We start from the raw sequence: 23,506 nt of genomic DNA, 5'->3' as shown, positions 1-23,506 counted from the left end.
TTTCTGACACCAGCCTCTGCTAAGCTCCGGAATCTTTTCCCTCCAGAGTCTGCCGATCGTGTCACGTACCACTCGTCTTTTGACTTTGCTGCAAGTGCTGCGCGGCAAGAAGCGCCCGGTCACGGCGGCGACTCTGGCTGCCGAGCTGGAAGTGTCCGAGCGCACGCTCTATCGCGATATCGCTGAGCTGGCCGCGCTCGGCGCGCCGATCCATGGCGAGGCGGGGATCGGTTATGTGCTGCGCAGCGGCCTGTTTCTGCCGCCACTGATGCTCAATGCCGACGAGACCGAAGCCATTGTTCTCGGTTTGCGCTACGTCGATCAGCGCGGTGACGAAGTGCTCGGCAAAGCGGCGGCGGATGCGCTGGCGAAAATTGCCGCTGTGCTCGATCCGCAGGCCCAGGAAGCGCTGCGCAATCCCACGGTGATGCCGGGCCCGCCGGGCTATGGTTTTCCGCAAAACGCCGTGCCGTTGAACGTGTTCCGCCATGCCATCCGCGACCAGGCCAAACTGCACATCGCGTACGCCGACGCGCAACAGGTGTCCAGTCAGCGACTGATCTGGCCCTTGGCGCTGGGCTTTCTCAATGAGGTGCGGATCATCGTCGCGTGGTGCGAATTGCGCGGCGCCTACCGCACGTTTCGCACCGACCGGATCAGCGCTGCCAGCCGCCAGGGCGAGGGTTATCCGGGACGGCGCAGCGACCTTTTGCGCACTTGGCGCGAGCAGATGCAACTGGATGAAAGCGGGCGGTTCACTCCTGACAAAAACTGACGCAACACTGTTTTAGGATGCTCGCAGAACCAAACAAAAGGAGCTGCAACCATGTCCCATCCCGTCTCTGCGCTGGCCCCGGCGATCGCTGCGTATATCGATGCGGCCAACACGCGCGATACCTCCAGGGTCGGCAGTTTTTTTGCCGAGGATGCCAACGTGTTCGACGAGGGCCAGCATCAAGTCGGCCCGCGAGCCATCGCGCAATGGATGCACGACACCGGGCAACGTTATCAACCACGGGTCGAAGTGCTGGACGTGCAGCAGCGCACCGGCAAGGTGCTGGTGCACGGGCTGATTTCCGGAACCTTTCCCGGCAGCCCGGCGCAACTGCGCTACACGTTTCGGTTGAACGAGCAGGGGAAAATCGCCCGACTGGATATTTCCCTGTAATCGGCGTGGCATACTGCCGCGCATGACTTTCGACTCCCCCCTCAGCGCCTGGCAACACGCCGTGCAACACAAGGGTTTCATCCAGGATGAAGCCCAGGAACACGCGGTCTGGGCACTGCAAAAATGCCATGAAGCCCTGCACGCCGGTGCCCGTTCGGTCACCGGCGTTTATCTGTGGGGGCCGGTCGGACGCGGCAAGACCTGGCTGATGGATCAGTTCTATCAGAGCCTGCGGGTGCCGGCGCGACGTCAACACTTTCATCGCTTCATGGGCTGGGTGCACCAGCGTTCGTTCCAGTTGACCGGGATTGCCGATCCGTTGCGAGCGCTGGCCAAAGAGCTGGCGGCCGAGGTGCGGGTGCTGTGCTTCGATGAGCTGTTCGTCAACGACATCGGTGACGCGATCATTCTCGGTCGGCTGTTTCAGGTGATGTTCGACGAAGGCGTGGTGATCGTTTGTACGTCCAATCTACCGCCGGACGATCTGTACGCCGATGGCTTCAACCGCGATCGCTTTGTGCCGGCAATTGCCGCGATCAAAGCGCATATGCAGGTGGTGGCAGTGAATGGCGCCGAGGATCATCGACTGCATCCGGGGGCGGGCCTGCAACGCTACTTTGTCGCCACGTCTGCGGTCAGTGCGCTGGACGTAGTCTTTCAGGCACTCACCGCCGGGCAACCGTCCAGCGGCGAACCGGTGGCGGTCGGGCATCGCCAGTTGAACGTGGTGCAGGCCAGTGAAACGGTGGTGTGGTGCCGCTACGCGGATCTGTGCGAGCAACCGTTCGCCGCCATGGATTTCATCGCGCTGTGCGACCGCTACACGGCTATTCTGTTGAGCGAGGTGCCGAACCTCAGCGCACAGAAACGCGAAGGGCGCATCGCGCGCGGCACTGAAGATGGCGCGCAACGGGTAGTGGCCGGTGACCGTGAGTTGCCGCAATTGTCGGTTCACGATGACGGTGTGCGGCGTTTCATCGCGCTGGTCGACGAGTGCTACGACCGCAAAGTGCCGCTGTACATCGAGGCGCAAGTGCCGATGGATGCGCTGTACACCGAGGGTTATCTGGAATTCCCGTTCCGCCGCACCCTCAGTCGCTTGCAGGAGATGCAGCTGCAGCGTTTTGCCGAAGCTTGAGTGAAGAGGGCGCCGACATGAGCCAAGCGTTATCCCATCATCTGCTGACCATGGCTTATCAGAATGCCTGGGCCAATCATCGCCTGGCCAAGGCCTGGTCGCAGCTTGGCGCGGCAGATCTGGCGGCGCCTCGGGTAAGCTTTTTTCCGAGCATTCGTCTGACCCTCAATCACATCCTCACCTGCGACTGGTTCTACGTCGATGCGCTGGAGCGCGAGCTGCGCGGGGCCGAGCCGCATCCTGACTGTTATGTGTTTTTCAACGCGGACGAACCGTTTACCGAGGGCGCGCAGCTGCGCGAGGAGCAGGCTCACGTTGATCGGCGGCTGATTGCTTATTGCGAGCAACTGCGCGATGCCGATCTGACCAGGATCGTCACCATTGCCCGTGATACGCCGCAGCACGACAGCCGTCTGCGCATGCTGTCGCATTTGTTCGAACATCAGATTCATCACCGTGGTCAGGTGCATGCGATGCTCAGCGATACTTCGGTGACGCCGCCGCAACTGGATGAGTTCTTCTGTGTCGGCGAGAGTGGCCTGCGCGCCGGGGATTTCGCCGAACTGGGCTGGACTGAAGAGTTGATTTGGGGCCACTGAAAAAGCCAAAGATCGTCCGATCGCGGCCCGAGCCCTCGGCAGCTCCTACACTCGATTATCTGTAGGAGCTGCCGAAGGCTGCGATTTTTTGATCTTGTGCATTTGCGGGTTGCCCGCCCGATCACCCCCGCGCTAATGTCAGGCAGCCTTTCAGTGCGCACTTTGCGCGCTGGGGCTTTTGTGTTTGGGGATGGAAATGGATTCCGCAGAGATTCTTGTGCTTCAAGCCAGCTACAGCAATCCAACGCACGCCGAGGCCATCGGTATCGTGCTCAATCATTACGCCGAAGACCCGATGGGCGGCGGTCACTCGCTCGATCCTGAGCTGTTGCGCCGGCTGCCCGAAGAACTGGCCCGACGCCCGCATGCGTTCAGCGTGCTGGCCTTTGTCGGTGGTGAACCGGCGGGGTTGGTGAACTGCTTTGAAGGGTTTTCCACGTTTGCCTGCAAACCGTTGGTCAACGTCCACGACGTGGCGGTGGTGGGCAAGTTTCGCGGTCTCGGTCTGAGCCAGAAAATGCTGCAGAAAGTCGAGGAAATCTCTCGTCAGCGCGGTTGCTGCAAGATCACCCTTGAAGTGCTTGAAGGTAACGCTGTGGCGCAGGGTTCCTACCGCAAGTTCGGCTTCGCGCCGGGCATGTTCGACCCGGATCACGGGCGGATGCAGTTCTGGATCAAGAGTTTGCAGGCCTAGAAGCCCCTCACCCTAGCCCTCTCCCAAAGGGAGAGGGGACTGACCGAGGTGTTTGGGCAAGGTACGCCGACCTGAGATATTGAGCCGAACTCAGGTTTTGGAAAGCCCACAAATCAGATCCTTCTCCCTCGGGCGAGGGGACTGGCCGAGGTGTTTGGGCGGGGTGCGCCGACCTGAGATATTGAGCCGAACTCAGGTTTTTGAAAAGCACACAAATCAGCTTCCTCTCCCTCGAGAGAGGGGACTGAACGAGGTGTTTGGGCGGGGTGCGCCGACCTGAGATATTGAGCCGAGCTCAGGTTTTGAAAGCCCACAAATCAGCTCCCTCTCGCTCGGGAGAGGGGACTGACCGAGGTGTTTGGGCGGGGTACGCCGACCTGAAACATCGAGCCGAACGTAGGTTTTGAAAAGCATGAAAATCGGCTCCCTTTCCCCCTCGCCCCTTTGGGGAGAGGGCTGGGGTGAGGGGGTTGGATCTTGCTGACCCAACCCAATCTGCGAACTCGCGACAGCATAAGGTCGAACACCCCCGCTCAATGCCCATAAAAAAAGGCGCCCCAATCAGGGCGCCAAACTGTCTTCTCCCAGGCCAGAGCGGAGCCACGGGAGGTCCATCGGTTGCTCGCTAAATCTCAGTCGCGATAGGACTCGGTCACTTGCGCGGTCTGGTCGGCGGGAACGCGAATTTCTTTCGCGTTGGCGTCGCTCTTCTGCTCGCTCTGGGCGTGCTGAACCGGGAAGTTGTCGTAGTAATAACGCATGCGCTCAGCGCCGCCCTCGGCGAAGACGCTGGCAGAACCCAGGGCAAACAGCCCGGCAAGGATTGCGGTAGTGATTTTCATGGTGCCTCCTACTGAACAAGTGGGAGCTGTTCGTCCATGAAGCAGATCTCGGAAGAGAGTCTGGGTGGCATGAATTAACACGGGGTTAACGCCGGTTCAGTGTAGGTTTTGCAGCATGTTGCGGGGCAATTTCAGACAGACGCGGCGCACATCAAGCACAGGTGCGCCGCACCCGAGAGGCGGAGGTCAGAGCTTCCAGTCGAGACTCAGAGTGACGGTGCGCGGGTCACCCCAGTACACGCCGTTATAGAAGCCGACGTTGTCGTAATACTTCTTGTCGAACAGGTTGTTGACGTTCAGTGACGCCGACAGGTGCCGGTCGAACTCGTAGCGCGACATCAGATTGACCACGGTGTAGGCGCTCTGGGCGATTCGTGCTTGTTCGGTGTCGTCGCCAACCGGTCGGCTCGACGTGCCATACACATCGCTTTGCCAGTTCACCGCGCCGCCCACGGTCAGCGCCTGCCATTCGCCCGGCAGACGGTACGCCGTGGACACGCGCAACAGGTTCATCGGCTGATTGGTATTGGTGCGCGCGCTGTCGCCGTTGACCGAGTGGGTGTAGGTGTAACCGGCGGTCATGTTCCAGCCCTGAAGGATTTCCCCGGACACTTCGGCTTCAAAACCGTTGACCTTGTTGCCCTTGCCGCCGGATTTGTAGAACTGCTCGCGGGTAACCGGATCCGCCGGTACCGAGTTATCGAGTTCGGCGACGTTATCCTGCTTGCTCCAGAACACCGCCGTGGAGAGGTTCAGGCGCTCCTCGAGCAGACTGCCCTTGATGCCCACTTCATAGTTTTTGCCAACCACCGGGTCGATGTATTTGCGATTCTTGTCGCGGTTGCCCTGCGGCTTGAAGATGTCGGTGTAACTCACGTACGCCGTGTATTCCGGGGTCAGGTCATACAGCAGCCCGGCGTATGGCGTCCAGACGTCGTTCTGTTTCTGGCTGGTGTAATCGACCTCGGTCAGTTGCCGATTGGCGTCGTAACTGTTGCTGGTACTGGACGCTTGCCAGCTGCCATATCGGCTGCCGAGCACGGCGTGCAGATCATCAGTCAGGCTCAGGCGCGTGGCGATGTAGCCGGCTTTCTGCCGGGTATCGTCCTTCGAGCCGGTGAGGTCGGTGACGGTATCGCTGAACTTGGCGATGTCGCCCATGTATTTCCAGTCGCGGATGGTTCCGTAATCCCTGGGACGCGCACCGGCAATGGTGTACGGGGAATTCGAGCGGCGCACGGCCTCACCGTAGCCGAACATCATTTCGTGCTCACGGCCCAGCAGCGAGTAGGGGCCGGAGACATTGAAGTCATACGCCTGCATTTTCTGCGTGCCGATCATGTGCGAGGTGTAGGCGATCATGCCGCTGCGGTCCGCTGCGGGAAAACCGGCACCACCGTAATAGACCTTGCCGTCGGTGTTGCTCTCGCGATGGGTGTACGCGGCTTTGAGGCGCCAGCCGCCGGCCAGTTGCTGATCGAGGGTGGCGAATGCGGTTTTGTCTTGCAGCGGCCAGGAACTCCACGACGTCGCCATGTTGGTCGAACGCCCGAGACCGGCCTTGCTGCCATCGGCATTCCAGTAGGGCACGGTGCCCCAGGATGAACCTTGCACATGCTTGTTCTGATAGTCGTAGCCGACCGCCAGCACGGTGGAATCGGTCAGATCCGCCTCAAGCACGCCATAACCGACCTCCCGTTGCAGCGCGTATTTGTCCTTGATCGACTGGTTGTCGCGATACGCCAACACCGTGCGCCCGCGCAAGCGCCCGTCGAACGCCAGCGGCCCGCCGACGTCGACGTAGCTGTAGTAATTGTCGTAGCTGCCGCCACTGACCCCGGCCAGCGCCTGCCACTGCGCGGTCGGACGCTTGCGCACCATGTTGATCGTCGCCGACGGATCACCCGCACCCGTGGTCAGCCCGGTGGCACCGCGCACCACCTCGATACGGTCGTAAATGATCGTGTCGGAGTCGGACTTCATGCGATCGAAGGTGTTGAGCATCCCGTCGATCTGGAAGTTGTTGATCGCATAACCACGCGATGAATAGCTGACCCGATCCGAATCCAGGTGCTGCACTACCACACCCGTGGTCTGGCGCATGGCCTCGGACAATGTACCGAGCTTGAAATCATCCATTTGCTGGCGCGTGATCACCGACACCGATTGCGGGGTTTCCTTGATCGACAGATTCAGCCGCGTCGCCGTGCTCATCGCGCCGGTGGTGTAGGACTCGGTGTTTTCGGTGGTGGTGCCCAGGCCTTGCGCGCTGACGTTGGTCGCGGCCAGCTCCAGCGCCGGATTGCCGGGCTGCTGCGGATTTTCGGCTTCGGTTTCAGCCAGCAGATCGGCGCTGAACGCAGCGCCGCACAGGCCGAGGGTGAGGGTCATGGAACGGGTAATGGGCGCGAACATCGCAGCCGACTCCTTGTCTTCGAGGGAAAAATTCCGTTTGTTCAAAGACGAAGGGTGCGGCTGGGATTTAGTATCAAACGAGAAATATTATTATTTGAAAGTGTTTCTGAGGTTTGACTCGACCTCGCTTGAAAAGCAAAAGATCGCAGCCTTCGGCAACTCCTGTACCGATCGATGTAGGAGCTGCCGAAGGCTGCGATCTTTTGACTTTGCGGGTATCAGACTCGCAAACGAATCTGCCGGCCCAACACATCCATCACATCACAGCCATCACGCAACAACATCGCGGCGGCGTGGGCCAGTTGCTGCACATCAGCGCCTTTGGCGGACGAGATGTCCAGACTGGCCAGACTTTCCATCATCTGCGTCACCGCCAGAAAGCGATTGGCCGCGCTGCTGTGCAGAACATCTAGCGGGGCTTCAGTCGAGATCAATAAAACCGGAATGTTGTCTTCGTTGTGGGTCATCGAAATGTGCGAACTCATGCTTCACCTCCGGCCTGTGCGGCATGCAAACCGGCGACGGAGGCCAGCACCAACGCGCGGGCGGTGCTGAGCATTTGCTGACTGGCCCAGTGCAGTGAACCGCTGTGTTCTGGGCGGGTGGCGGTGGGGGCTTGATGGGCGAGGGCTTCGGCGCAGTTGAGGTAGACGGAGGCGTGTTCGAGCGCGTCGAGAAGGGGGATGTCGGGTTGGACGGTGAAGAGGTGGTGAGCGACGTGGTCGCAGTGGGCGAAGGGTGTGGACATCGTGGTTGGATCGGTCATCGGTGCAGCCTCTTGGAAGTCGAAAACTGCCACTTCATCGCCGTCAAACGAATAGGTGGCAACTGTGTGCAGGTTGACGGACCGGTCCAAGACACCCGGCGCACCCGAAGATGCCCCGCACACAGTCACCATTGAGCAGTGCGTCGGACACAGGAGTGCACGCACACATTGGAGAGCAATGTGCGTCTTGGATTTTTCAGGCCGTCAAACCCGATCACGAATGAGTCGTGACAGGCGCGAGGATAGGGAGTGAGGGTAGGGCAGTCAACCGCTGCAGTATTTCCTTGAGGCGCACTTGCTTGCCTTCGAAGGCGGTGTGAGGACCAGGACTTGGGATGATTGCTGAAGGTTGACGTGGCGCATCGGCGACGCCCGACAAATTCGCCATGACAATGCTTCCGTGGCTAGCGGTAGCCATGAAAAAGGGGCCGTAAAGGCCCCTTCGGTTTTACTGCCCCACCGCATCCGCGACGGTTGGTGTCGGTTTCTTCGGCTTCATCAAACTGAAGTCGATCAACGCACGCTGGTCGGTCTGGTACGGATCGCCGATCAGCAGTGGCCGTACCTTGAAGCTGTCGCTGACCAGGCTCTTGCTGTGGTCGAGTTCATCGAAACTCAAACCGGCGAGGTCGGCCCAGGTGTGGATCAGGTGCGAGCTGCTGTACGGGCGATCGAGGTCGCCGGCGAAGTTCCAGTCGTGGTTGGCTTTCCACTTCGGTGACGCCCAAGCCATGAACGGAATGGTGTACATCGGCGCGGTCGGTTTGTTTTCGTTACGGCCCAGGGTCTTGTGGCCCACCGAGTCGAACACGTCTTCACCGTGATCCGAAAGGTACAGCAGGAAGCCGTTCGGATCGGATTTGGCGTAATCCTTGATCAGGCTCGACACGACGAAGTCGTTGTACAGCACGGCGTTGTCGTAGCTGTTGTAGGTCGGTACCTGGTCGTCACGCACGCCGGGCGGCACGCCGTTGCGGTCCTGGAACTTGTCGAACGTCGGCGGATAGCGGTACTGGTAGCTCATGTGTGTGCCGAGCAAATGCACAACGATCAGTTTGCGCGGCGCCGCATCAGTCAGGGCCTTGTTAAAGGGCTCGATGACGTCGCCGTCGTATTGCGCGGCGTTCTGGTTGCGGTTGTTGTTCAGGTATACCTGCTCATCGGCCTGTTCGGAGAACGTGGTGAGCATGGTGTTGCGCTTGGTCATGGTCTGCTGGTTGGTGATCCAGAAGGTTTTGTAGCCGGCCTGTTTCATCATGCTGACAAGCGACGGCGTGGACAGGTACAGATCCGGGTTTTCCTCGTCGGCAAAGGTCAGGACCTGCTGCAGCGCCTCGATGGTGTACGGACGTGGAGTGACGACGTTGTCGAACACCGCCAGTTGATCCTTGAGCTTGTCCAGTTCCGGCGTGGTGTTGCGCTGATAGCCATAAAGGCTCATGCGCTGACGGTTGGTCGATTCGCCGATCACCAGCACCAGGGTTTTTGGCTGATCGGCCGAGGCGTCCTTGAGGTTTTTCAGCGGCGGGATCTTGCTCACGTTGTGCAGCATGCCCTGCATGTCGGCGAGGGTTTCCTGGTAACGGTGATAGGCCACGACCATCTGCCATGGCACCGCCGGCTCGATGCGGGTTTCGAATTTCTCGAAGCCTTGGGCGAAGGTGCCCATGCGCATGGTTTGTTTGACCAGCGGATAACCGATCACCGCAATCAGGATGGCCATCGCCGCGACGAATGCGCGGCCACGGGGCATGTACACCGGGCGCAGGCGAGTCCACAGAAAGTAAGCGAACGCGGTGTGCGCGAGGAACGCCGGCACCATCCACCAGGCAAAGTACTGGGTCATGTACTCGCCGGCTTCGGACACGTTCGACTCGAACATGATGAAGATCACGCTCTGGGAGAATTCCTGCTCATAGATGAAGAAGTAGCCCAGGCTGGCCATCGAGCACGCCCACAACACCACGCCGATGATGGCGGCGAGCAGTTTGGTGCGTTTGGGGAACAGCAGCATCGGCGCCAGCCAGATCGCGCTCATGACGAACGCCTGACGGAACCCGGTGAAGCCGGAGGTACCGGTCAGCTGGATCAGCAGTTGGGTGATACCCGAGAAGTACCAGAAGAATACAAACAGCCAGAGAAAACCGGCCCAATCGAAACCTGTCGCAGTCGTTTTGCTGCGTTTGAACAATGCCATTCGGCGCTCCAGCTCACTCGTTACAACCACCGCCGGAACATCCATGAAGCCGACGAACGGAGGCCGTACACGCAGGTACGGCCAGAATGGGGCGGAGTATTACGAAGAGAATGTGAAAGTTTTGTTAAGCGGCGCTTTTGCCGTGGGGCATGCGGCCAGAGGGTAGCGTGTCGGGAACAGCCGCTGCCGTTCCCGAATCAGGCGGGGGATCAGGCGTGGGGATGACGCTGAACGACCGGCAAAGGTTGCGGTTGCGCACCCTGGGTCAACAGGCGCAGTTGCGCCAGCTCCTGCTTCAACTGGTCGCGTTCGTCTTTCAACTGGCGCAATTCATCGCGACGAATCGTCACGTACAGGGTTTGTGGCGGCATTGCTGTGTGTACTGTGCCCATTGCTCACCTCGCAAATGGCGTGCATCAACTGTAGGTCGTCCCGGCTTGCGGTACAGATCTACTATCGGCGCCGATTTTGATTTCTTTTGCCTGTGAATGGAACTTTTTTATTTTTCATGGTCGGTGTGTCTTCTGCATGATTCGGGGCGTTATCAGTCTGGATCGGGCACAATGCCCGGAAACTTCATCGCAACGCTCTGGACTAACCTCCATCAGTCGCGTTGGGCTATAACCAATGACACACATTTATTTGTAGTAAGGAGCATCAGCACATGCAACTCGGGATTATTGGACTGGGCCGCATGGGCGGCAATATTGCGCGACGTCTGATGCTCAACGGTCACACCACCGTTGTTTACGACCGCAATACCGCTTTCATCGATAACCTGGTCGCCGAGGGCTCCACTGGCGTCGCCGATTTGCCGGCACTGGTTGCCGGCCTGGCCAAACCGCGTGCGGTCTGGGTCATGCTGCCGGCCGGCGCACCCACCGAAGACACCATCAACACCCTGAGCACTTTGCTCGAAGCCGGCGATACCATCATCGACGGCGGCAACACCAACTATAAGGATGACATTCGCCGGGCCAAGACTTTGGCCGAAAAGGGCCTGCACTACATCGACGTCGGTACTTCCGGCGGCGTTTGGGGCCTGGAGCGCGGCTATTGCATGATGATCGGCGGCGACGCTGAAACCGTGCAGCGCCTCGATCCGCTGTTCGCCGCACTGGCGCCGGGCATGGGTGACATCCCGCGCACCAAGGATCGCAAGTCCGATGACCACCGTGCCGAGCACGGTTACATCCACGCCGGTCCTGCCGGTGCCGGGCACTTCGTGAAGATGATTCACAACGGCATCGAGTACGGCATGATGGCCGCTTTCGCCGAGGGTTTCGACATCCTCAAGACCAAGTCCAGCGAACGCCTGCCGGAAGATCAGCGTTTTGATCTGAACGTCGCCGACATCGCGGAAGTGTGGCGCCGTGGCAGCGTGGTGTCGTCGTGGTTGCTCGACCTGACCGCCGATGCACTGGCCAGCGATCCGAAACTCGACGGTTTCTCCGGCTCCGTAGCGGACAGCGGCGAAGGTCAATGGACCATCGAAGCGGCCATGGAACAAGCGGTGCCGGTCCCGGTGCTGTCGAACTCGCTGTTCTCGCGCTACCGCTCGCGCGGTCAGGGCACGTTTGGCGACAAGATTCTTTCGGCCCAGCGCTTCGGCTTCGGCGGCCACGTGGAGACACCGAAGAAATGACCCATACGATCCGCAGAAAATCCAAGGCAGAACCCGCTCCACCGACCACGCTGTTTCTGTTCGGTGCCCACGGCGACCTGGTCAAGCGCTTGCTGATGCCGGCGCTGTATAACCTCAGTCGCGACGGCTTGCTTGACGAAAATCTGCGGATCGTTGGCGTTGACCACAACGCCATTACCGATGAAGCCTTCGCGCAGAAGCTCGAAGACTTCATCCGCACCGAAGTGGCGGCGAAGGTCGGCAAGGGCGATCAGATGCTTGATCCGGCCTTGTGGGCCAAGCTCGCCAAAGGTATCAGCTACGTCCAGGGCGACTTCCTGGACGACAGCACTTATTCCGCGCTGGCGGCGAAAATCGCCGACAGCGGCACTGGCAATGCGGTGTTCTACCTGGCCACCGCGCCGCGTTTCTTCAGCGAAGTGGTGCGCCGACTGGGCAGCGCCGGTTTGCTTGAAGAAACTCCGGAAGCGTTCAGAAGGGTGGTGATCGAGAAGCCGTTCGGCTCCGACCTGCACACCGCCGAAGCGTTGAACGCTTGTCTGCTCAAGGTGATGTCCGAGAAACAGATCTATCGGATCGACCATTATCTGGGCAAGGAAACCGTGCAGAACATTCTGGTCAGCCGGTTTTCCAACAGCCTGTTCGAAGCGTTCTGGAACAATCATTACATCGACCACGTGCAGATCACCGCCGCCGAAACCGTCGGCGTCGAAACCCGTGGCAGTTTTTACGAACACACCGGCGCACTGCGTGACATGGTGCCCAATCACCTGTTTCAGTTGCTGGCCATGGTCGCCATGGAACCGCCGGCGGCGTTCGGCGCCGATGCGGTGCGCGGCGAGAAGGCCAAGGTGGTCGGCGCGATCCGCCCGTGGACGACTGAAGAGGCGCGGGCCAACTCGGTTCGCGGCCAGTACAGCGCCGGCGAAGTCGATGGCAAGTCACTGAACGGTTATCGCCAAGAGCCCAATGTCGCACCGGACAGCAGCACCGAAACCTACGTCGCGCTGAAAGTGATGATCGACAATTGGCGTTGGGTTGGCGTGCCGTTCTACCTGCGCACCGGCAAGCGTATGAGTGTGCGCGACACGGAAATTGTTATCTGCTTCAAACCGGCACCGTACGCGCAATTCCGTGACACTGAAGTCGATGAGTTGCAGCCGACGTACCTGCGCATCCAGATCCAGCCGAACGAAGGCATGTGGTTCGACCTGCTGGCCAAACGACCGGGGCCGGCGTTGAACATGGCCAACATCGAACTGGGCTTTGCCTACAAAGACTTTTTCGAAATGCAGCCGTCGACCGGTTACGAAACCTTGATCTACGACTGCCTGACCGGCGATCAGACGCTGTTCCAGCGCGCCGACAACATCGAGAACGGCTGGCGCGCCGTGCAACCGTTCCTTGATGCCTGGCAACAGGACGCGAGCGTACAGACCTATGCTGCCGGTGAAGACGGCCCGCAGGCCGCCGAAGATCTGCTGACTCGCGATGGCCGCGTCTGGCATGGCCTCGGATGAGTGACTTGCCGAAACAACCTGTCCGCTTTCTGCTCAGTGACATGGACGGCACGTTGCTGCTGCCGGATCACACGCTGAGTCAGCGCACCATTGACGCGGTGCGTTCGCTGCGTGAGGCGGGCGTGCTGTTCAGCCTAGCCACGGGGCGACCACCGAAAGCCATGCTGCAGCAGATCGAGGCCCTGGGCGTTGATCTGCCGACAGCGGCGTTTAACGGTGGAACCATCGTCAATCCGGATGGCAGTTTGTTGGTCGCGCATTACCTGCCGGCGAGCACCGCGCTGATTGCGCTGGCAACGTTTGCCGATCAGCCGGATGTGGAAATCTGGGTGTTCAGCGGCGGTGACTGGCTGCTCAAGGATCCGCACGGGCCGATGGTGCCGCGCGAGCAGCATGGCCTCGGTTATCCGCCGGTGGTGGTCGAAAGCTTCGAGCCGTATCTGCAGCGCATCGACAAGATCGTCGCGACCAGTAACAACACTGAGCTGTTGATCGAGCTTGAGGCGCGCCTGTTGACCAAGGTCAAAGGCATGGCGCAAGTGTCACGCTCGCAACCGGTGTATCTCGACGTCACGGCGCTGGAGGCGAACAAAGGCACGGCGCTGGCAACTCTGGCCGAACATCTCGGTATTCCATTGGAGCAGACAGCGGCCATCGGCGATGGCGGCAATGATCCAGCGATGTTCCATTGCGCAGGGCTGTCGATTGCCATGGGCCAGGCGGAGGAGGCGGTGAAACGCCAAGCCGACGTGGTCACAGCGCCGAACACCGAAGACGGCGTGGCCCTGGCGATCGAAAACTACATCCTCCCTCGCTGAAAGCACGCAAAACCAAATGTGGGAGCGAGCCTGCTCGCGAAAGCGGTGTGTCATTCAACGAATCTGTTGTCTGACACTGCCTCTTCGCGAGCAGGCTCGTTCCCACAGGTTTATTCAGTGCTTGTCAGAGCCGGTAGCCCAAGCGATCGAGAAATACATCCTTCCTCACTGACACCACCCAAAAACAAAGGTGGGAGCGAGCCTGCTCGCGAAAGCGGTGTGTCATTCAACGAATCTGTTGTCTGACACACCCTCTTCGCGAGCAGGCTCGCTCCCACAGGTTTATGCAGTGTTTGTCAGAGCCGGTAGCCCAAGCGATCGAGAAATACATCCTGCCTCACTGACACCACCGAAAAACCAATGTGGGAGCGAGCCTGCTCGCGAAAGCGGTGTGTCATTCAACGGATCTGTTGTCTGACACTCCCTCTTCGCGAGCAGGCTCGCTCCCACAGGTTTATGCAGTGCTTGTCAGAGCCAGTAGCTCACGGCATACCAGCCCAGCAGGCCCATGACGAAGGTGTACGGCAGCGCCATCCACACCATCCGCCCATACGACAGACGCACCAGCGGTGCAATCGCTGAAGTCAGCAGGAACAGAAACGCCGCCTGGCCATTCGGCGTCGCGACACTCGGCAAATTCGTACCTGTATTGATCGCGATCGCCAATGTCTCGAAGTGCTCGCGGCTCATGTGCCCGGCAAGGAACGCCTGTTTCACTTCGGTGATGTAAATCGTCGCGACAAACACATTGTCACTGATCGCCGACAGCAGGCCGTTGGCAATAAACAACATGCCCGGTTGTTGCTCGACCGGCAGGGCGAGCACCCATTGAATCAACGGCGCAAACAGCTGTTGATCGTGAATCACCGCCACAACGGCAAAAAACACCACCAGCAATGCCGTGAACGGCATGGCGTCCTTGAATGCACTGCCCAAACGATGCTCGTCGGTGATGCCGGTAAACGCGGTGATCAACACAATCACCATCAACCCGATCAGGCCGACTTCGGCGATGTGAAAAGCCAGGCAGCCAATCAGAATCAATGCCGCAGCGCCTTGCACCAGCAGTGCTGCGCGTTGGCGCGCCGTGCGTTCAGCATTGTCTTCAGCGGCGAAGTTAGCCAACACGGTGCGAACATTGTCCGGCAGCAGCGTGCCGTAGCCGAACCAGCGCAGCTTTTCCAGCAGCACGCAGGTGACCAGACCTGCCGCCAGCACCGGCAGCGAAACCGGCGCGACTTTCTGGAAGAACTCGCCGAAGTGCCAGCCCATTTCGTGGCCGATCAACAGGTTCTGCGGCTCACCGACCAGTGTGCACACGCCGCCCAACGCCGTACCGACAGCGCCGTGCATCAACAGACTGCGCAGGAAAGCGCGGAATTGTTCCAGGTCTTCGTGATGCAGTTTCGGCAGGTTCTCGTCGTCAGCAAACTCGCTGTCCTGGCGCGGATCGTTTCCGGACGCGACACGGTGATAAACGGAATAGAAACCGACCGCTGCACTGATGATCACAGCGGTCACCGTCAACGCATCGAGAAACGCCGACAAAAACGCCGAGAGGAAGCAGAACATCAAGGCCAACGCCGCTTTGGAGCGCACGCCCAACAACAGGCGCGAGAACAGAAATAGCAGCAGGTCTTTCATGAAATAGATGCCCGCCACCATGAACATCAGCAACAGGATCACCGGGAAGTTGTGCACCAGTTCATCGTAAAGTGCTTGCGGGGTGGTCATCTTCAACAGCAAGGCTTCGATCAACAGCAAGCCGCCGGGCATCAGCGGATAACACTTGAGCGCCATGGCCAGAGTGAAGATGAATTCGATCACCAGCAACCAGCCGGCCGCGACCGGGCCAACGGTGAACAGCACCAGCGCATTGAGGATGAGGAAACCGACAATGGTCGCCTTGTACCAGCGTGGCGAGTGCCCGAGAAAATTATGCGCGAACGCTTGGGCCATTGAACCGGACATCGGCAGCTCCTTTTATTAAGAAGCGCGAAAGTTGCCGGATGTGTCGAGGAAGATCAAGCCGCTCGTCGATTTAATCCCCGTCGTTGCCGTGGAAGCAGGTTTTTTTAGACGATTCGCGGGGTAAACAACAAGACCCGCCGAGTTATCGCTCGACGGGTCATGTTGACGATGAAACAGAACTACCGTTGCGGCAGTTTCTCAGACGCTACATGGATCATCCAAGGTTCCGAGTGGCGATCCGGTTCGGATTCAGATCGGCAGATGAACATATAACTATCGCCGGGGAGTAAGTCCTTAATAGGGGTAATGAAAACCCCGTATTCATTTGCTTCGAAGACAACCCCTTCATGGGCATCACTGAGTATCCGGCCAAATTCGTTCGGCTTGGCCGTGCCAATCAGAACTACTGCTGTCTGCGTTGTGGTTTCGCCATCTTTGATGGGCTGATAATTTCCCAGGCCGTATCCAAATTGAATACTCAACAATGCCGGTTTTTCGATCTCGACATGCCAGGGGGCTGATTCTTTGCCGTTTAACTCTCGAGCGACGAATTTATGCTTGCCTGGCTTAAGGCCTGTGAGGTGGGCGCTCCAGTGCCCGCTGTTATCGACATTGAGCAAGCGAAGCACAATACCGTTATCCACAAGTTCCACCACCTGGCCAGGTACGCCCTTGCCGATAAACCTCAGGTCGGTATGAGCTGTACTTGAACCGTTTCCGATGGGCTGGTCGTCCGGCCCTTTTATAGATTCGATTAATAGCTGATCTAGTGCAGCAATAGTAACCACCCAAGGCGATGATTCTTGTCCAGACTCGTCTAACACGGTGTATACATGAGTACCCAGCGACTGGTTAAAAAGTTCTGTTGTAAAGTGGCCGGTCGCGTCTACAAGAACAGGGGCAATCGGGGTTCGGCTATCCAGAATGTCCGCCGGTCTCGCGGGAGTGGCCACGCCTTTGATAAAAAAGTCGCTAACCGTGACAACACTGTCGGGTTCGATGTAATTCCCATCCAGATCGGTGAGTTCGAGGATTCGTGGTTCGATCTTGCTAGCACGCGTGCTCGAGGCTTCAACTTGCGTCAGTTGTCCAGGTAGTTTCTGTTGATCAGTCATTCAAAAATTCCTTTTTCAGGTTCAACGCGCAGCCATCTGCGCGTGTCGCTATCTGAGCGCCGATCAATGGCAGCGTCTACTGTCAGAAATTACAGGTGCAGGGCTAAATCCGATGAATGGCAGCGCTGCGGCTCTTCGCTTGACTAGTGATTGAAATACCGCGCCACCATTGCCCGGTAGCTGCAATCGAGCGAATAACCGCCAACGAGGATGGCGCCATCCGCTTGCACGGCCAGCGAGTTGGCCGTATCCAGGCTGCGACCCAAGCGCGTGCGCAGCCAGCCTTTGCCATCGCCGAAGCTGTGATCCAGGCTGCCGTCACTCAGGTAGCGGGCAACAATAAAATCCGCTTCGATCCCGCCAATGGTTGCACCGACTGCGATGATGCGGCCGTCCGCCATGCGTTGGGCGGCGCTCCATTGACAGCCGCTGGGGCCGATTTCCAGCAGCTGTGGTTGCCCGCCATGGTTGTGCAGGTTCGGGCGGCCATTGGTGTGCACGCTGTAGGCCATGCAACGAATCGGGTCGCGACTGCTGCCGAAACAGTGCAGCGCGTCGGCGGACTCAAGGATCTGACTGACCAGAGCGCTTTTGCCGTGCGCCTTGAAGGCCATGAATCCATCCACGGCGAAACGCTCGTCGAGATGGCCGTCGGGCAGGTAGCGCGCCAACAGACCTTCCTGCGGAAAATCGATGGAGCCAGCCACCACAATCCGCCCATCCTTCTGCAACAGCAGGCTGCTGAGCCAGGTGTTAAGCAACAAGTGGCGAATCATCACGAAGCCGCGGCCGTTGAAGGTTTCATCGAGGCTGCCGTCAGGCTTGAGGCGAATCAGCATGCCGGCATGGTCGGCGAGTTCGAAGTGGTGATTGGCGATGAGCAGGATATGGCCGTCGTCCTGGACGACAAAGTCGCAGGCTTCGGCGCCGGGTACGCCCGGCGGCAGCCAGGCATCTCGGCTGCCCATGGACAAGTCGCCGGGCAGGCGCACCACTTGACGGCCGTTGTCACCGAAGCTCAGGTCCGGCTTGCCCTGTGCATCGAACAAGGCCAGCGCCGGCAAGGTGCGATGCGTGTTTTCATAATGCAGGCCGGCGAGCAGGATGCGCCCGTCGCGCAGTACCTGGACTTTGCCGGCGGTGGCTTCGAAGCCTGGAGCAAAGGTATCGATCACGCTGCCTTGATCGCCAAAGGCCAGGTCGGCCGAGCCATCGGCGAGCATGCGGGCCAGGCCGAAACGGCTGCCAGCGGCGGTGCCGACTTTGGCGGCAACAAGGATCCGCCCCTGAGCATCGAGCGCGATATCTTCCGTCAGGCTGGACACGCTGCCCGCGAAATACACTTGGGCGACGCCGGTGGCGGCAAACGTTCTGTCGAGTTGACCGGCCTGATTCGACAACGTCGTCGGTAATGCCGGCAGCGCAAAAGTGTTCAGGGTGGACATGCACGCATCTCCTTGCGAGTTGACCTTTACCGGAAACCGGAGGGGTAACTGCATGAGCGAAACATTCAATCCCTGAACCGGGAGAAGTACAACTGTAAGAACTAACAGGTGGAGGGTCGCACTGTGCCAGAACAGTGTCTTTTTGAACCAATAGCAAGCCGCCCAAGCAGTTAAGCCTGAACAAGTTGCAAATAGTTGTACAAAAGTACGGAGAATTAAAAGATTAGAACTAACAGAGTAGGGCGGATGACCTGAATGTCATCCGCATCGCCCGGCTGTTAGTGTGGCATCGACCAGGATTGCAGGCTGTAGCCTTCTTCGCTGAGTTCAGCGCGAGCCTGCTGCAGCAGTTGCTCGAGTTGCGCTGGATCGGAGTAGGCGCTGCTCGGGATCTGTTTGCGACCGATGTGCGAATTGGTCCGGTCGATTACGGTCAGGCTGAGCTCGCCATTGCCGTCTTGTGGCGCCCAGGCCACGCACTGGAACGGTTTGAACGCATGGTTGGCAATCAAAACAGCTTCGTTGATACGGAGCGGGGCGATCATGGGGTTTTCTCTCTGTCGTGCCCAATCAAGTGATGTGCCGTCGGTTGGGCTTACCGTTCGGCTGGTACTTGTACTGATGCACCGAACCCGTAGGCAGGTCACACAGGAAACAAAGAAATTTCAACTTTCTTTCATGAAGTTGCTTTGCAGGCAGGGTTTGAAAGCTCACTGAAAGCTTGAAACAGCAATTTAGTCGATAGCTAACTAACAACCTGGTTTCTTATAACGTGTTTGCTTGTACGCCTATAAGCAATCGATACAAGGCCCTGTCAAAATCTTGCTAATGTTACAGTCGGGTCTGCCAAATGACTGTTTTTACAATCATTTCTAATAATTTGGCGCCAAGGAACAGTCATGAGCGAAGCGCCTGCGTTACGACGTTTATTGGTGGTCGATCCGTGCGACGACTGCCACCGCTTATTGCCCGGATTACGCGCCGTAGGTTGGGATGTTGATAGCTGTACCCTGGAAAATGCCGCCGATCGAAGTTGTGATGTCGGCCTGCTGCGATTACAGCCGTTTCACCTCGAGCGTCCCGAAGCCGTCAAGGAACTGATCAGCCGTAGCGGCACCGAATGGATCGCCGTACTCAATCAGGAAGTCCTGCGTTTACAAAACGTCGGTGACTTCGTTTGTGAATGGTTTTTCGATTTCCATACCCTACCGTTCGACGTTTCGCGAGTGCAGGTCACCCTCGGGCGGGCGTTCGGCATGGCGCGTTTGCGCGGGCAGGGCACGATTCACGTCGATCAGCCGGAACATGAACTGCTCGGCGACAGCAAACCGATCCGTGAACTGCGCAAACTACTCAGCAAACTGGCACCGACCGAATCTCCAGTGTTGATCCGCGGCGAAAGCGGTACCGGTAAAGAACTCGTTGCGCGCACGCTGCACCGGCAATCCCAGCGCCACAGCAAACCGTTTGTGGCAATCAACTGCGGGGCGATTCCCGAGCACTTGATCCAATCCGAGCTGTTCGGTCACGAAAAGGGCGCGTTTACCGGCGCGCATCAGCGCAAGGTCGGGCGCATTGAGGCGGCCAATGGCGGCACGTTGTTCCTCGATGAAATCGGTGATCTGCCGCTGGAACTGCAAGCCAATCTGTTGCGCTTTCTGCAGGAAAAACACATCGAGCGCGTCGGCGGCAGTCAGCCGATTCCGGTGGATGTGCGTGTGCTGGCGGCGACCCACGTCGACCTTGAGGCGGCCATCGAGAAGAAGCGTTTTCGCGAAGACCTGTATTACCGGCTCAACGTGCTGCAGGTGGTCACTGCGCCATTGCGTGAACGGCACGGTGATCTATCGATGTTGGCCAACCACTTTTCTCATTTCTACAGTCATGAAACCGGTCGCCGTCCACGCAGTTTCAGTGAGGACGCGCTGATTGCCATGGGCAAACATGACTGGCCAGGCAACGTCCGGGAACTGGCCAACCGTGTAAGGCGCGGACTGGTGCTGGCCGAAGGTCGGCAGATCGAGGCCCGTGATCTCGGGCTGATCAGCCAGCACTCGATCGCCACGCCGATGGGCACGCTGGAAGATTACAAGACCCGCGCCGAACGCCAGGCGTTGTGCGATGTGTTGAATCGGCACAGCGATAATCTCAGTGTGGCGGCTAAAGTGCTCGGCGTGTCGCGGCCGACGTTTTACCGTTTGCTGCACAAGCACCAGATCCGCTAGATACCTGAAGATCAAAAGATCGCAGCCTGCGGCAGCTCCTACAGGGATTACACATTCCCAATGTAGGAGCTGCCGCAGGCTGCGATCTTTTGCTTTTGCTTAGAAGTAGTACGGGAATTTCAGGCTGAAGGAAAAGTCCGGGGCATCATCCGTCATGCCGATGGACAGGTTGGGCACAATGGTCAGGTTGTCGGTGGCCGCAATGGTCATGCCGACGTTGAAGTAACCGGCGTTGGCGTCGCTGGAGACCACCGATTCCCAATCGCCGCCATCCTGTTTCAACTTGCTCTTGCGTTGCACCAGGTCAGACACCGAGAACGACATACTCATCTTCTCGTTCAGCGCAAACGCAATACCGGCGCCGATCTGGAAGCTGTCGCCGATCTTTACCTTGCCCGGGTTTTTCTGGTTGACCGTCGAGCTGATGTCGTCGAACGACTCCTCCAGGTTGTGGGTGTAGGACAAGCTGCCGAACAGCACCGCCGGGTCGAACGTCTTGACCAGCGAAATGCCCGGCGTGATCGACCAGACGCCGTTGCCGGTGGGCAGGGTGTCAGGCACAAACAGATTGGAGTTGGCATCGGTCTGGCGCAGTTTGATCCCGAACGGATCCTTGCCGGTTGGCGCCTTGACCCGCAGGGTGACGACCGCATCCGGTGTATTGACCGACTCGTCCAGGAACTTGTAAGCGATGCCGAAGTTGACGTCGCCAATGGTGGGATCCTTGGTGACGGTTTCTTCTGTAGTGACACCCGCCGCGCCCTCATTGCCGCCGCCCGACTGATAAGTCGATTCGCGATACACCACGGGCACGTTCAGGTCGAACTGCCAGCGGTTGTCGAAGTTGTAGCGGCCCGTCAGGTCGAGGGTCCAGGTGTCGGCCTTGATCCGGTCGAGGTTGATGTTGCCGAGAAAGATCGAGTCGAGCGCCAGGAAGCCATTGAGAATCAGCTGACGGGTGTCATAGCGCGAATAGGTGATGCCGGTTTCGACGCTGAACTTGCCGCCGCCGAAGAAGCCGCTGGCCTCGTCGTACAGGTTGGAAACGCTCTGCGCCGGTTGTGAATCGTCAGCCAGCGATTGCCCGTAAGAAGCGCCACTGCCCCCGGCGGCGCCTCCTGATGCTGCTGCCGCTCCGGTGCCGGTGGCGACGCGGTTGCCTTTCATGTCCGACGGCGATTTTGCCAGCCGTTTTGGTTGTGGGGCGGCGGGTTGTTCTTCAACCTGGCGAACTCGTTGTTCGAGAACCGCCAGGGCCTTTTGTTGCACTTCGTATCGTTGTTTCAGCTCCAGAAGTTCCTGTTTCAGGGCCGCTACATCTGCATCCGGTGCTGCTTGCAGCATCGCCGCAGGGAGAAGAGTGCTCAAACACACTGCGGCACGCAGTGATACTGATCGATACATGAATAAGCCGTCCCTTTAAGCCCAATGATCGAGACTCAGCGTAGTTCAATATCCAATACTGCGTAGGGCCCCGAGTTGAGTCAGGTTGCAATCCAGTGCGCCGGCGCTTCTGCCGTTATTATTGAGTACGACGTTAAGTTGAGTCAGGTTGTTGACCACATTGGCACTGCCGAGCAGGCGGGTGTTCTGCAGTAAGCCGCTGGAGGCGACCTGTTGCAGCGCCGTACCTTGATTGCCACTGGCTTGAATCGCCATTTGCACGCCACCCGTACCGGTTGCCGACACCGCGACATTGCCGGCGGCATTGCTGCCGGAAATGGTCTGGCCGGCCATCAGGGCCTGGCCCTGTACGGGGGCGAGTGCTGGCGCCTGATTGGCTTCCTTGACGTTGATGGCGACGTTGTTGTTCGCCGTGTTGCCGTCACCCGCCGCGCGTACGCTCTGGGTCACGCCCGACGATGAGTTAAGGCCGGCACCGCCGATAATCGATCCGGTGCCCAGTTCCGGCGTATTGCCGTTGCCCATCTCCTTGATGGTCGAAACGTAGAATTCTGGTTTGATTGTGGCCTGTTGCACCTGCATCGAGGCAGACGCTCCGATCAGGTCTCCGCTGGCGTTGCGCCAGGTACTGCTCATGACAATGCCGAAGCTGATAATTCGCCCCGGCATGACATACCGACCACGCAGCTCGGCGAGCTCCTGGTCCTTGATTTCTATGGGTTTGAATCCTGCATTGGCATAGCCTGACGCACTCGCTGCCAGGCAGGCGGCGGCCAGCCAGTATGAGGTTTTCATCTGCTGCTCCCGGGACATCCAGTCCCATTTTCTATAATCGGCGATTAAAAGAAGTCGCTCTGAATGAACCCGAAATCCATCAATTCAGCATCTTTGACCGGGTTGAAACCGTCGAGTGTGTTCTTGGCCGTCAAGGGCACCGGAGGGCTGCGCAAGGCGTTGGCCTTGTCATATCCAGGACCGACGATCGCGAAGACAATGCCGTTCCAACCTTTGACAAAGTCATCATGTTTGTAGCGTTTATGGCCGAGAACCGGGTCTCCGATGTAAACCCAATCCTTGTCCGAACGCTGCAACACGACGAAATGCTTGTAGCCGCGAATTTCCATCAGTACCACCACCGGGATGGTTACCGCTTCGAGCTTTTCCGGTGGAATCTTGTAACCCCTGGCGCGCATGCCGATGCTTTCTATGTAGCGCTTCATGTCCAGCATGGAAAAACCTTGAGTACGAACAAGGTCCTGGTCAGCGTTGACCAGCATGCCTTTGATGATGTGCTCCTCATCGACGTCGAGCCAATAGGCCTGGCGTAATACCGTTGCCAGTGCAGCAGCGCCGCAGCTGAAATCGGTTTTCTGTTCGACGATGTCGGCAAACTTGCGCTCACGGATGCTCTGCACGTTTTTATAGACGAGCGTGCCACCCGGCAGGGCAGCGACGGGCATCTGACCGGCCTGAGTCAGGCCACAGACGAAAAGCAGAGTGAAGAGGGCAGTCTTACGCATGATCGATACGCCTTTGCGGACTGA

The 23,506-nt window shown here is 58.7% G+C and carries 22 protein-coding genes; 9 read left to right on the top strand and 13 right to left on the bottom strand.

What is annotated here, in order from left to right:
• The first annotated feature begins 58 nt into the window (after positions 1 to 58).
• The 5 genes from HU718_RS15970 to HU718_RS15950 all read left to right on the top strand — a co-directional run bounded on the left by HU718_RS15970 (position 59) and on the right by HU718_RS15950 (position 3,599).
• A complete protein-coding gene (locus HU718_RS15970) occupies positions 59 to 775 on the top strand; it encodes a helix-turn-helix transcriptional regulator (RefSeq protein ID WP_186615450.1) in 717 nt (238 codons plus the stop codon).
• Positions 776 to 826: 51 nt separating this feature from the next.
• Positions 827 to 1,168, top strand: coding sequence for a nuclear transport factor 2 family protein (locus HU718_RS15965; protein WP_186615448.1), 342 nt, complete (start codon positions 827 to 829; stop codon positions 1,166 to 1,168).
• Positions 1,169 to 1,190: 22 nt separating this feature from the next.
• A complete protein-coding gene (zapE, locus tag HU718_RS15960; RefSeq protein ID WP_186615446.1) occupies positions 1,191 to 2,306 on the top strand; it encodes a cell division protein ZapE in 1,116 nt (371 codons plus the stop codon).
• Between the two features lie 17 nt (positions 2,307 to 2,323).
• Complete coding sequence (locus tag HU718_RS15955; protein WP_186615444.1) at positions 2,324 to 2,905, top strand: DinB family protein; 582 nt, start codon at positions 2,324 to 2,326, stop codon at positions 2,903 to 2,905.
• A 196-nt stretch (positions 2,906 to 3,101) separates the two neighbouring features.
• Complete coding sequence (locus HU718_RS15950) at positions 3,102 to 3,599, top strand: GNAT family N-acetyltransferase (protein ID WP_150708801.1); 498 nt, start codon at positions 3,102 to 3,104, stop codon at positions 3,597 to 3,599.
• Between the two features lie 632 nt (positions 3,600 to 4,231).
• Here the strand turns inward: HU718_RS15950 and HU718_RS15945 are convergent.
• From HU718_RS15945 to HU718_RS15920, 6 genes are all read right to left on the bottom strand, one after another.
• Positions 4,232 to 4,441, bottom strand: a complete 210-nt coding sequence (locus HU718_RS15945; protein ID WP_016983771.1) for a hypothetical protein — start codon at positions 4,439 to 4,441, stop codon at positions 4,232 to 4,234.
• Positions 4,442 to 4,627: 186 nt separating this feature from the next.
• Positions 4,628 to 6,856 (bottom strand): TonB-dependent siderophore receptor, encoded by a 2,229-nt coding sequence (locus HU718_RS15940; protein WP_186615442.1) that lies wholly within the window; start codon positions 6,854 to 6,856, stop codon positions 4,628 to 4,630.
• 218 nt (positions 6,857 to 7,074) lie between these two features.
• A complete protein-coding gene (locus tag HU718_RS15935; protein WP_186615440.1) occupies positions 7,075 to 7,341 on the bottom strand; it encodes a short-chain dehydrogenase in 267 nt (88 codons plus the stop codon).
• Entirely contained in the window at positions 7,338 to 7,622 is a 285-nt protein-coding gene (locus HU718_RS15930) for a DUF3077 domain-containing protein (RefSeq protein WP_095118774.1), read from the bottom strand. The genes HU718_RS15935 and HU718_RS15930 overlap by 4 nt, the downstream gene beginning before the upstream one ends.
• A gap of 448 nt (positions 7,623 to 8,070) precedes the next feature.
• Complete coding sequence (locus tag HU718_RS15925) at positions 8,071 to 9,819, bottom strand: phosphoethanolamine transferase CptA (RefSeq protein WP_150731628.1); 1,749 nt, start codon at positions 9,817 to 9,819, stop codon at positions 8,071 to 8,073.
• Positions 9,820 to 10,028: 209 nt separating this feature from the next.
• Positions 10,029 to 10,211, bottom strand: coding sequence for a DUF6026 family protein (locus tag HU718_RS15920; protein WP_016983768.1), 183 nt, complete (start codon positions 10,209 to 10,211; stop codon positions 10,029 to 10,031).
• 272 nt (positions 10,212 to 10,483) lie between these two features.
• Between HU718_RS15920 and gnd the strand changes: the two genes are divergently transcribed.
• The 3 genes from gnd to HU718_RS15905 are packed head-to-tail and all read left to right on the top strand — an operon-like array spanning position 10,484 to position 13,802.
• Positions 10,484 to 11,464 (top strand): phosphogluconate dehydrogenase (NAD(+)-dependent, decarboxylating), encoded by a 981-nt coding sequence (gene gnd / locus HU718_RS15915; RefSeq protein WP_007914838.1) that lies wholly within the window; start codon positions 10,484 to 10,486, stop codon positions 11,462 to 11,464.
• Positions 11,461 to 12,984: a glucose-6-phosphate dehydrogenase gene (gene zwf / locus HU718_RS15910; protein WP_186615438.1), complete on the top strand. Its 1,524-nt coding sequence runs from the start codon at positions 11,461 to 11,463 to the stop codon at positions 12,982 to 12,984. Before gnd ends, zwf begins: the two co-directional genes overlap by 4 nt.
• Positions 12,981 to 13,802 carry an HAD family hydrolase gene (locus HU718_RS15905; RefSeq protein ID WP_186615436.1) on the top strand — a complete coding sequence of 274 codons (822 nt, stop codon included), beginning with the start codon at positions 12,981 to 12,983 and terminating at the stop codon, positions 13,800 to 13,802. Before zwf ends, HU718_RS15905 begins: the two co-directional genes overlap by 4 nt.
• A gap of 468 nt (positions 13,803 to 14,270) precedes the next feature.
• On the opposite strand, the gene nhaB is transcribed toward HU718_RS15905, so the two are convergent.
• The 4 genes from nhaB to HU718_RS15885 all read right to left on the bottom strand — a co-directional run bounded on the left by nhaB (position 14,271) and on the right by HU718_RS15885 (position 18,878).
• The gene (nhaB, locus tag HU718_RS15900; RefSeq protein WP_150708585.1) at positions 14,271 to 15,773 is read right to left on the bottom strand and encodes a sodium/proton antiporter NhaB; all 1,503 of its coding nucleotides are present in this window, start codon (positions 15,771 to 15,773) and stop codon (positions 14,271 to 14,273) included.
• 179 nt (positions 15,774 to 15,952) lie between these two features.
• The gene (locus HU718_RS15895; protein WP_095118781.1) at positions 15,953 to 16,888 is read right to left on the bottom strand and encodes a hypothetical protein; all 936 of its coding nucleotides are present in this window, start codon (positions 16,886 to 16,888) and stop codon (positions 15,953 to 15,955) included.
• 143 nt (positions 16,889 to 17,031) lie between these two features.
• On the bottom strand, positions 17,032 to 18,333 hold the full coding sequence (locus tag HU718_RS15890) for an NHL repeat-containing protein (protein ID WP_186615003.1): 1,302 nt from the start codon (positions 18,331 to 18,333) through the stop codon (positions 17,032 to 17,034).
• A 278-nt stretch (positions 18,334 to 18,611) separates the two neighbouring features.
• Positions 18,612 to 18,878, bottom strand: coding sequence for a hypothetical protein (locus tag HU718_RS15885; RefSeq protein WP_150730879.1), 267 nt, complete (start codon positions 18,876 to 18,878; stop codon positions 18,612 to 18,614).
• Between the two features lie 354 nt (positions 18,879 to 19,232).
• On the opposite strand from HU718_RS15885, the gene HU718_RS15880 reads away from it, so the two are divergent.
• The gene (locus tag HU718_RS15880) at positions 19,233 to 20,558 is read left to right on the top strand and encodes a sigma-54 dependent transcriptional regulator (RefSeq protein ID WP_016983762.1); all 1,326 of its coding nucleotides are present in this window, start codon (positions 19,233 to 19,235) and stop codon (positions 20,556 to 20,558) included.
• Between the two features lie 99 nt (positions 20,559 to 20,657).
• Here HU718_RS15880 and fapF read toward each other — a convergent pair whose 3' ends face one another.
• From fapF to fapD, 3 genes are read right to left on the bottom strand one after another with little or no spacing between them, the layout of a single operon-like run.
• The gene (gene fapF / locus HU718_RS15875; RefSeq protein ID WP_150708582.1) at positions 20,658 to 21,962 is read right to left on the bottom strand and encodes a fibril amyloid transporter FapF; all 1,305 of its coding nucleotides are present in this window, start codon (positions 21,960 to 21,962) and stop codon (positions 20,658 to 20,660) included.
• 45 nt (positions 21,963 to 22,007) lie between these two features.
• Complete coding sequence (gene fapE / locus HU718_RS15870; RefSeq protein ID WP_102900991.1) at positions 22,008 to 22,757, bottom strand: fibril amyloid subunit FapE; 750 nt, start codon at positions 22,755 to 22,757, stop codon at positions 22,008 to 22,010.
• A gap of 44 nt (positions 22,758 to 22,801) precedes the next feature.
• The gene (gene fapD / locus HU718_RS15865; protein WP_102900992.1) at positions 22,802 to 23,482 is read right to left on the bottom strand and encodes a fibril amyloid maturation endopeptidase FapD; all 681 of its coding nucleotides are present in this window, start codon (positions 23,480 to 23,482) and stop codon (positions 22,802 to 22,804) included.
• Positions 23,483 to 23,506: the final 24 nt, after the last annotated feature.

Origin of the sequence: Pseudomonas tensinigenes (assembly GCF_014268445.2) — a bacterium.
Classification (GTDB): Bacteria; Pseudomonadota; Gammaproteobacteria; order Pseudomonadales; family Pseudomonadaceae; genus Aquipseudomonas; species Aquipseudomonas tensinigenes.
The sequence above is the reverse complement of the archived record's forward strand: the minus strand, read 5'-3'. Positions and strand labels throughout refer to the sequence as shown.

Bases quoted from the DNA above. Each gene is read 5' to 3' on its own strand.
- HU718_RS15965 (WP_186615448.1), top strand. From the start codon at position 827: ATGTCCCATCCCGTCTCTGCGCTGGCCCCGGCGATCGCTGCGTATATC.
- zapE (WP_186615446.1), top strand. From the start codon at position 1,191: ATGACTTTCGACTCCCCCCTCAGCGCCTGGCAACACGCCGTGCAACAC.
- HU718_RS15955 (WP_186615444.1), top strand. From the start codon at position 2,324: ATGAGCCAAGCGTTATCCCATCATCTGCTGACCATGGCTTATCAGAAT.
- HU718_RS15950 (WP_150708801.1), top strand. From the start codon at position 3,102: ATGGATTCCGCAGAGATTCTTGTGCTTCAAGCCAGCTACAGCAATCCA.
- HU718_RS15945 (WP_016983771.1), bottom strand. From the start codon at position 4,441: ATGAAAATCACTACCGCAATCCTTGCCGGGCTGTTTGCCCTGGGTTCT.
- HU718_RS15940 (WP_186615442.1), bottom strand. From the start codon at position 6,856: ATGTTCGCGCCCATTACCCGTTCCATGACCCTCACCCTCGGCCTGTGC.
- HU718_RS15935 (WP_186615440.1), bottom strand. From the start codon at position 7,341: ATGAGTTCGCACATTTCGATGACCCACAACGAAGACAACATTCCGGTT.
- HU718_RS15930 (WP_095118774.1), bottom strand. From the start codon at position 7,622: ATGACCGATCCAACCACGATGTCCACACCCTTCGCCCACTGCGACCAC.
- HU718_RS15925 (WP_150731628.1), bottom strand. From the start codon at position 9,819: ATGGCATTGTTCAAACGCAGCAAAACGACTGCGACAGGTTTCGATTGG.
- HU718_RS15920 (WP_016983768.1), bottom strand. From the start codon at position 10,211: ATGGGCACAGTACACACAGCAATGCCGCCACAAACCCTGTACGTGACG.
- gnd (WP_007914838.1), top strand. From the start codon at position 10,484: ATGCAACTCGGGATTATTGGACTGGGCCGCATGGGCGGCAATATTGCG.
- zwf (WP_186615438.1), top strand. From the start codon at position 11,461: ATGACCCATACGATCCGCAGAAAATCCAAGGCAGAACCCGCTCCACCG.
- HU718_RS15905 (WP_186615436.1), top strand. From the start codon at position 12,981: ATGAGTGACTTGCCGAAACAACCTGTCCGCTTTCTGCTCAGTGACATG.
- nhaB (WP_150708585.1), bottom strand. From the start codon at position 15,773: ATGTCCGGTTCAATGGCCCAAGCGTTCGCGCATAATTTTCTCGGGCAC.
- HU718_RS15895 (WP_095118781.1), bottom strand. From the start codon at position 16,888: ATGACTGATCAACAGAAACTACCTGGACAACTGACGCAAGTTGAAGCC.
- HU718_RS15890 (WP_186615003.1), bottom strand. From the start codon at position 18,333: ATGTCCACCCTGAACACTTTTGCGCTGCCGGCATTACCGACGACGTTG.
- HU718_RS15885 (WP_150730879.1), bottom strand. From the start codon at position 18,878: ATGATCGCCCCGCTCCGTATCAACGAAGCTGTTTTGATTGCCAACCAT.
- HU718_RS15880 (WP_016983762.1), top strand. From the start codon at position 19,233: ATGAGCGAAGCGCCTGCGTTACGACGTTTATTGGTGGTCGATCCGTGC.
- fapF (WP_150708582.1), bottom strand. From the start codon at position 21,962: ATGTATCGATCAGTATCACTGCGTGCCGCAGTGTGTTTGAGCACTCTT.
- fapE (WP_102900991.1), bottom strand. From the start codon at position 22,757: ATGAAAACCTCATACTGGCTGGCCGCCGCCTGCCTGGCAGCGAGTGCG.
- fapD (WP_102900992.1), bottom strand. From the start codon at position 23,482: ATGCGTAAGACTGCCCTCTTCACTCTGCTTTTCGTCTGTGGCCTGACT.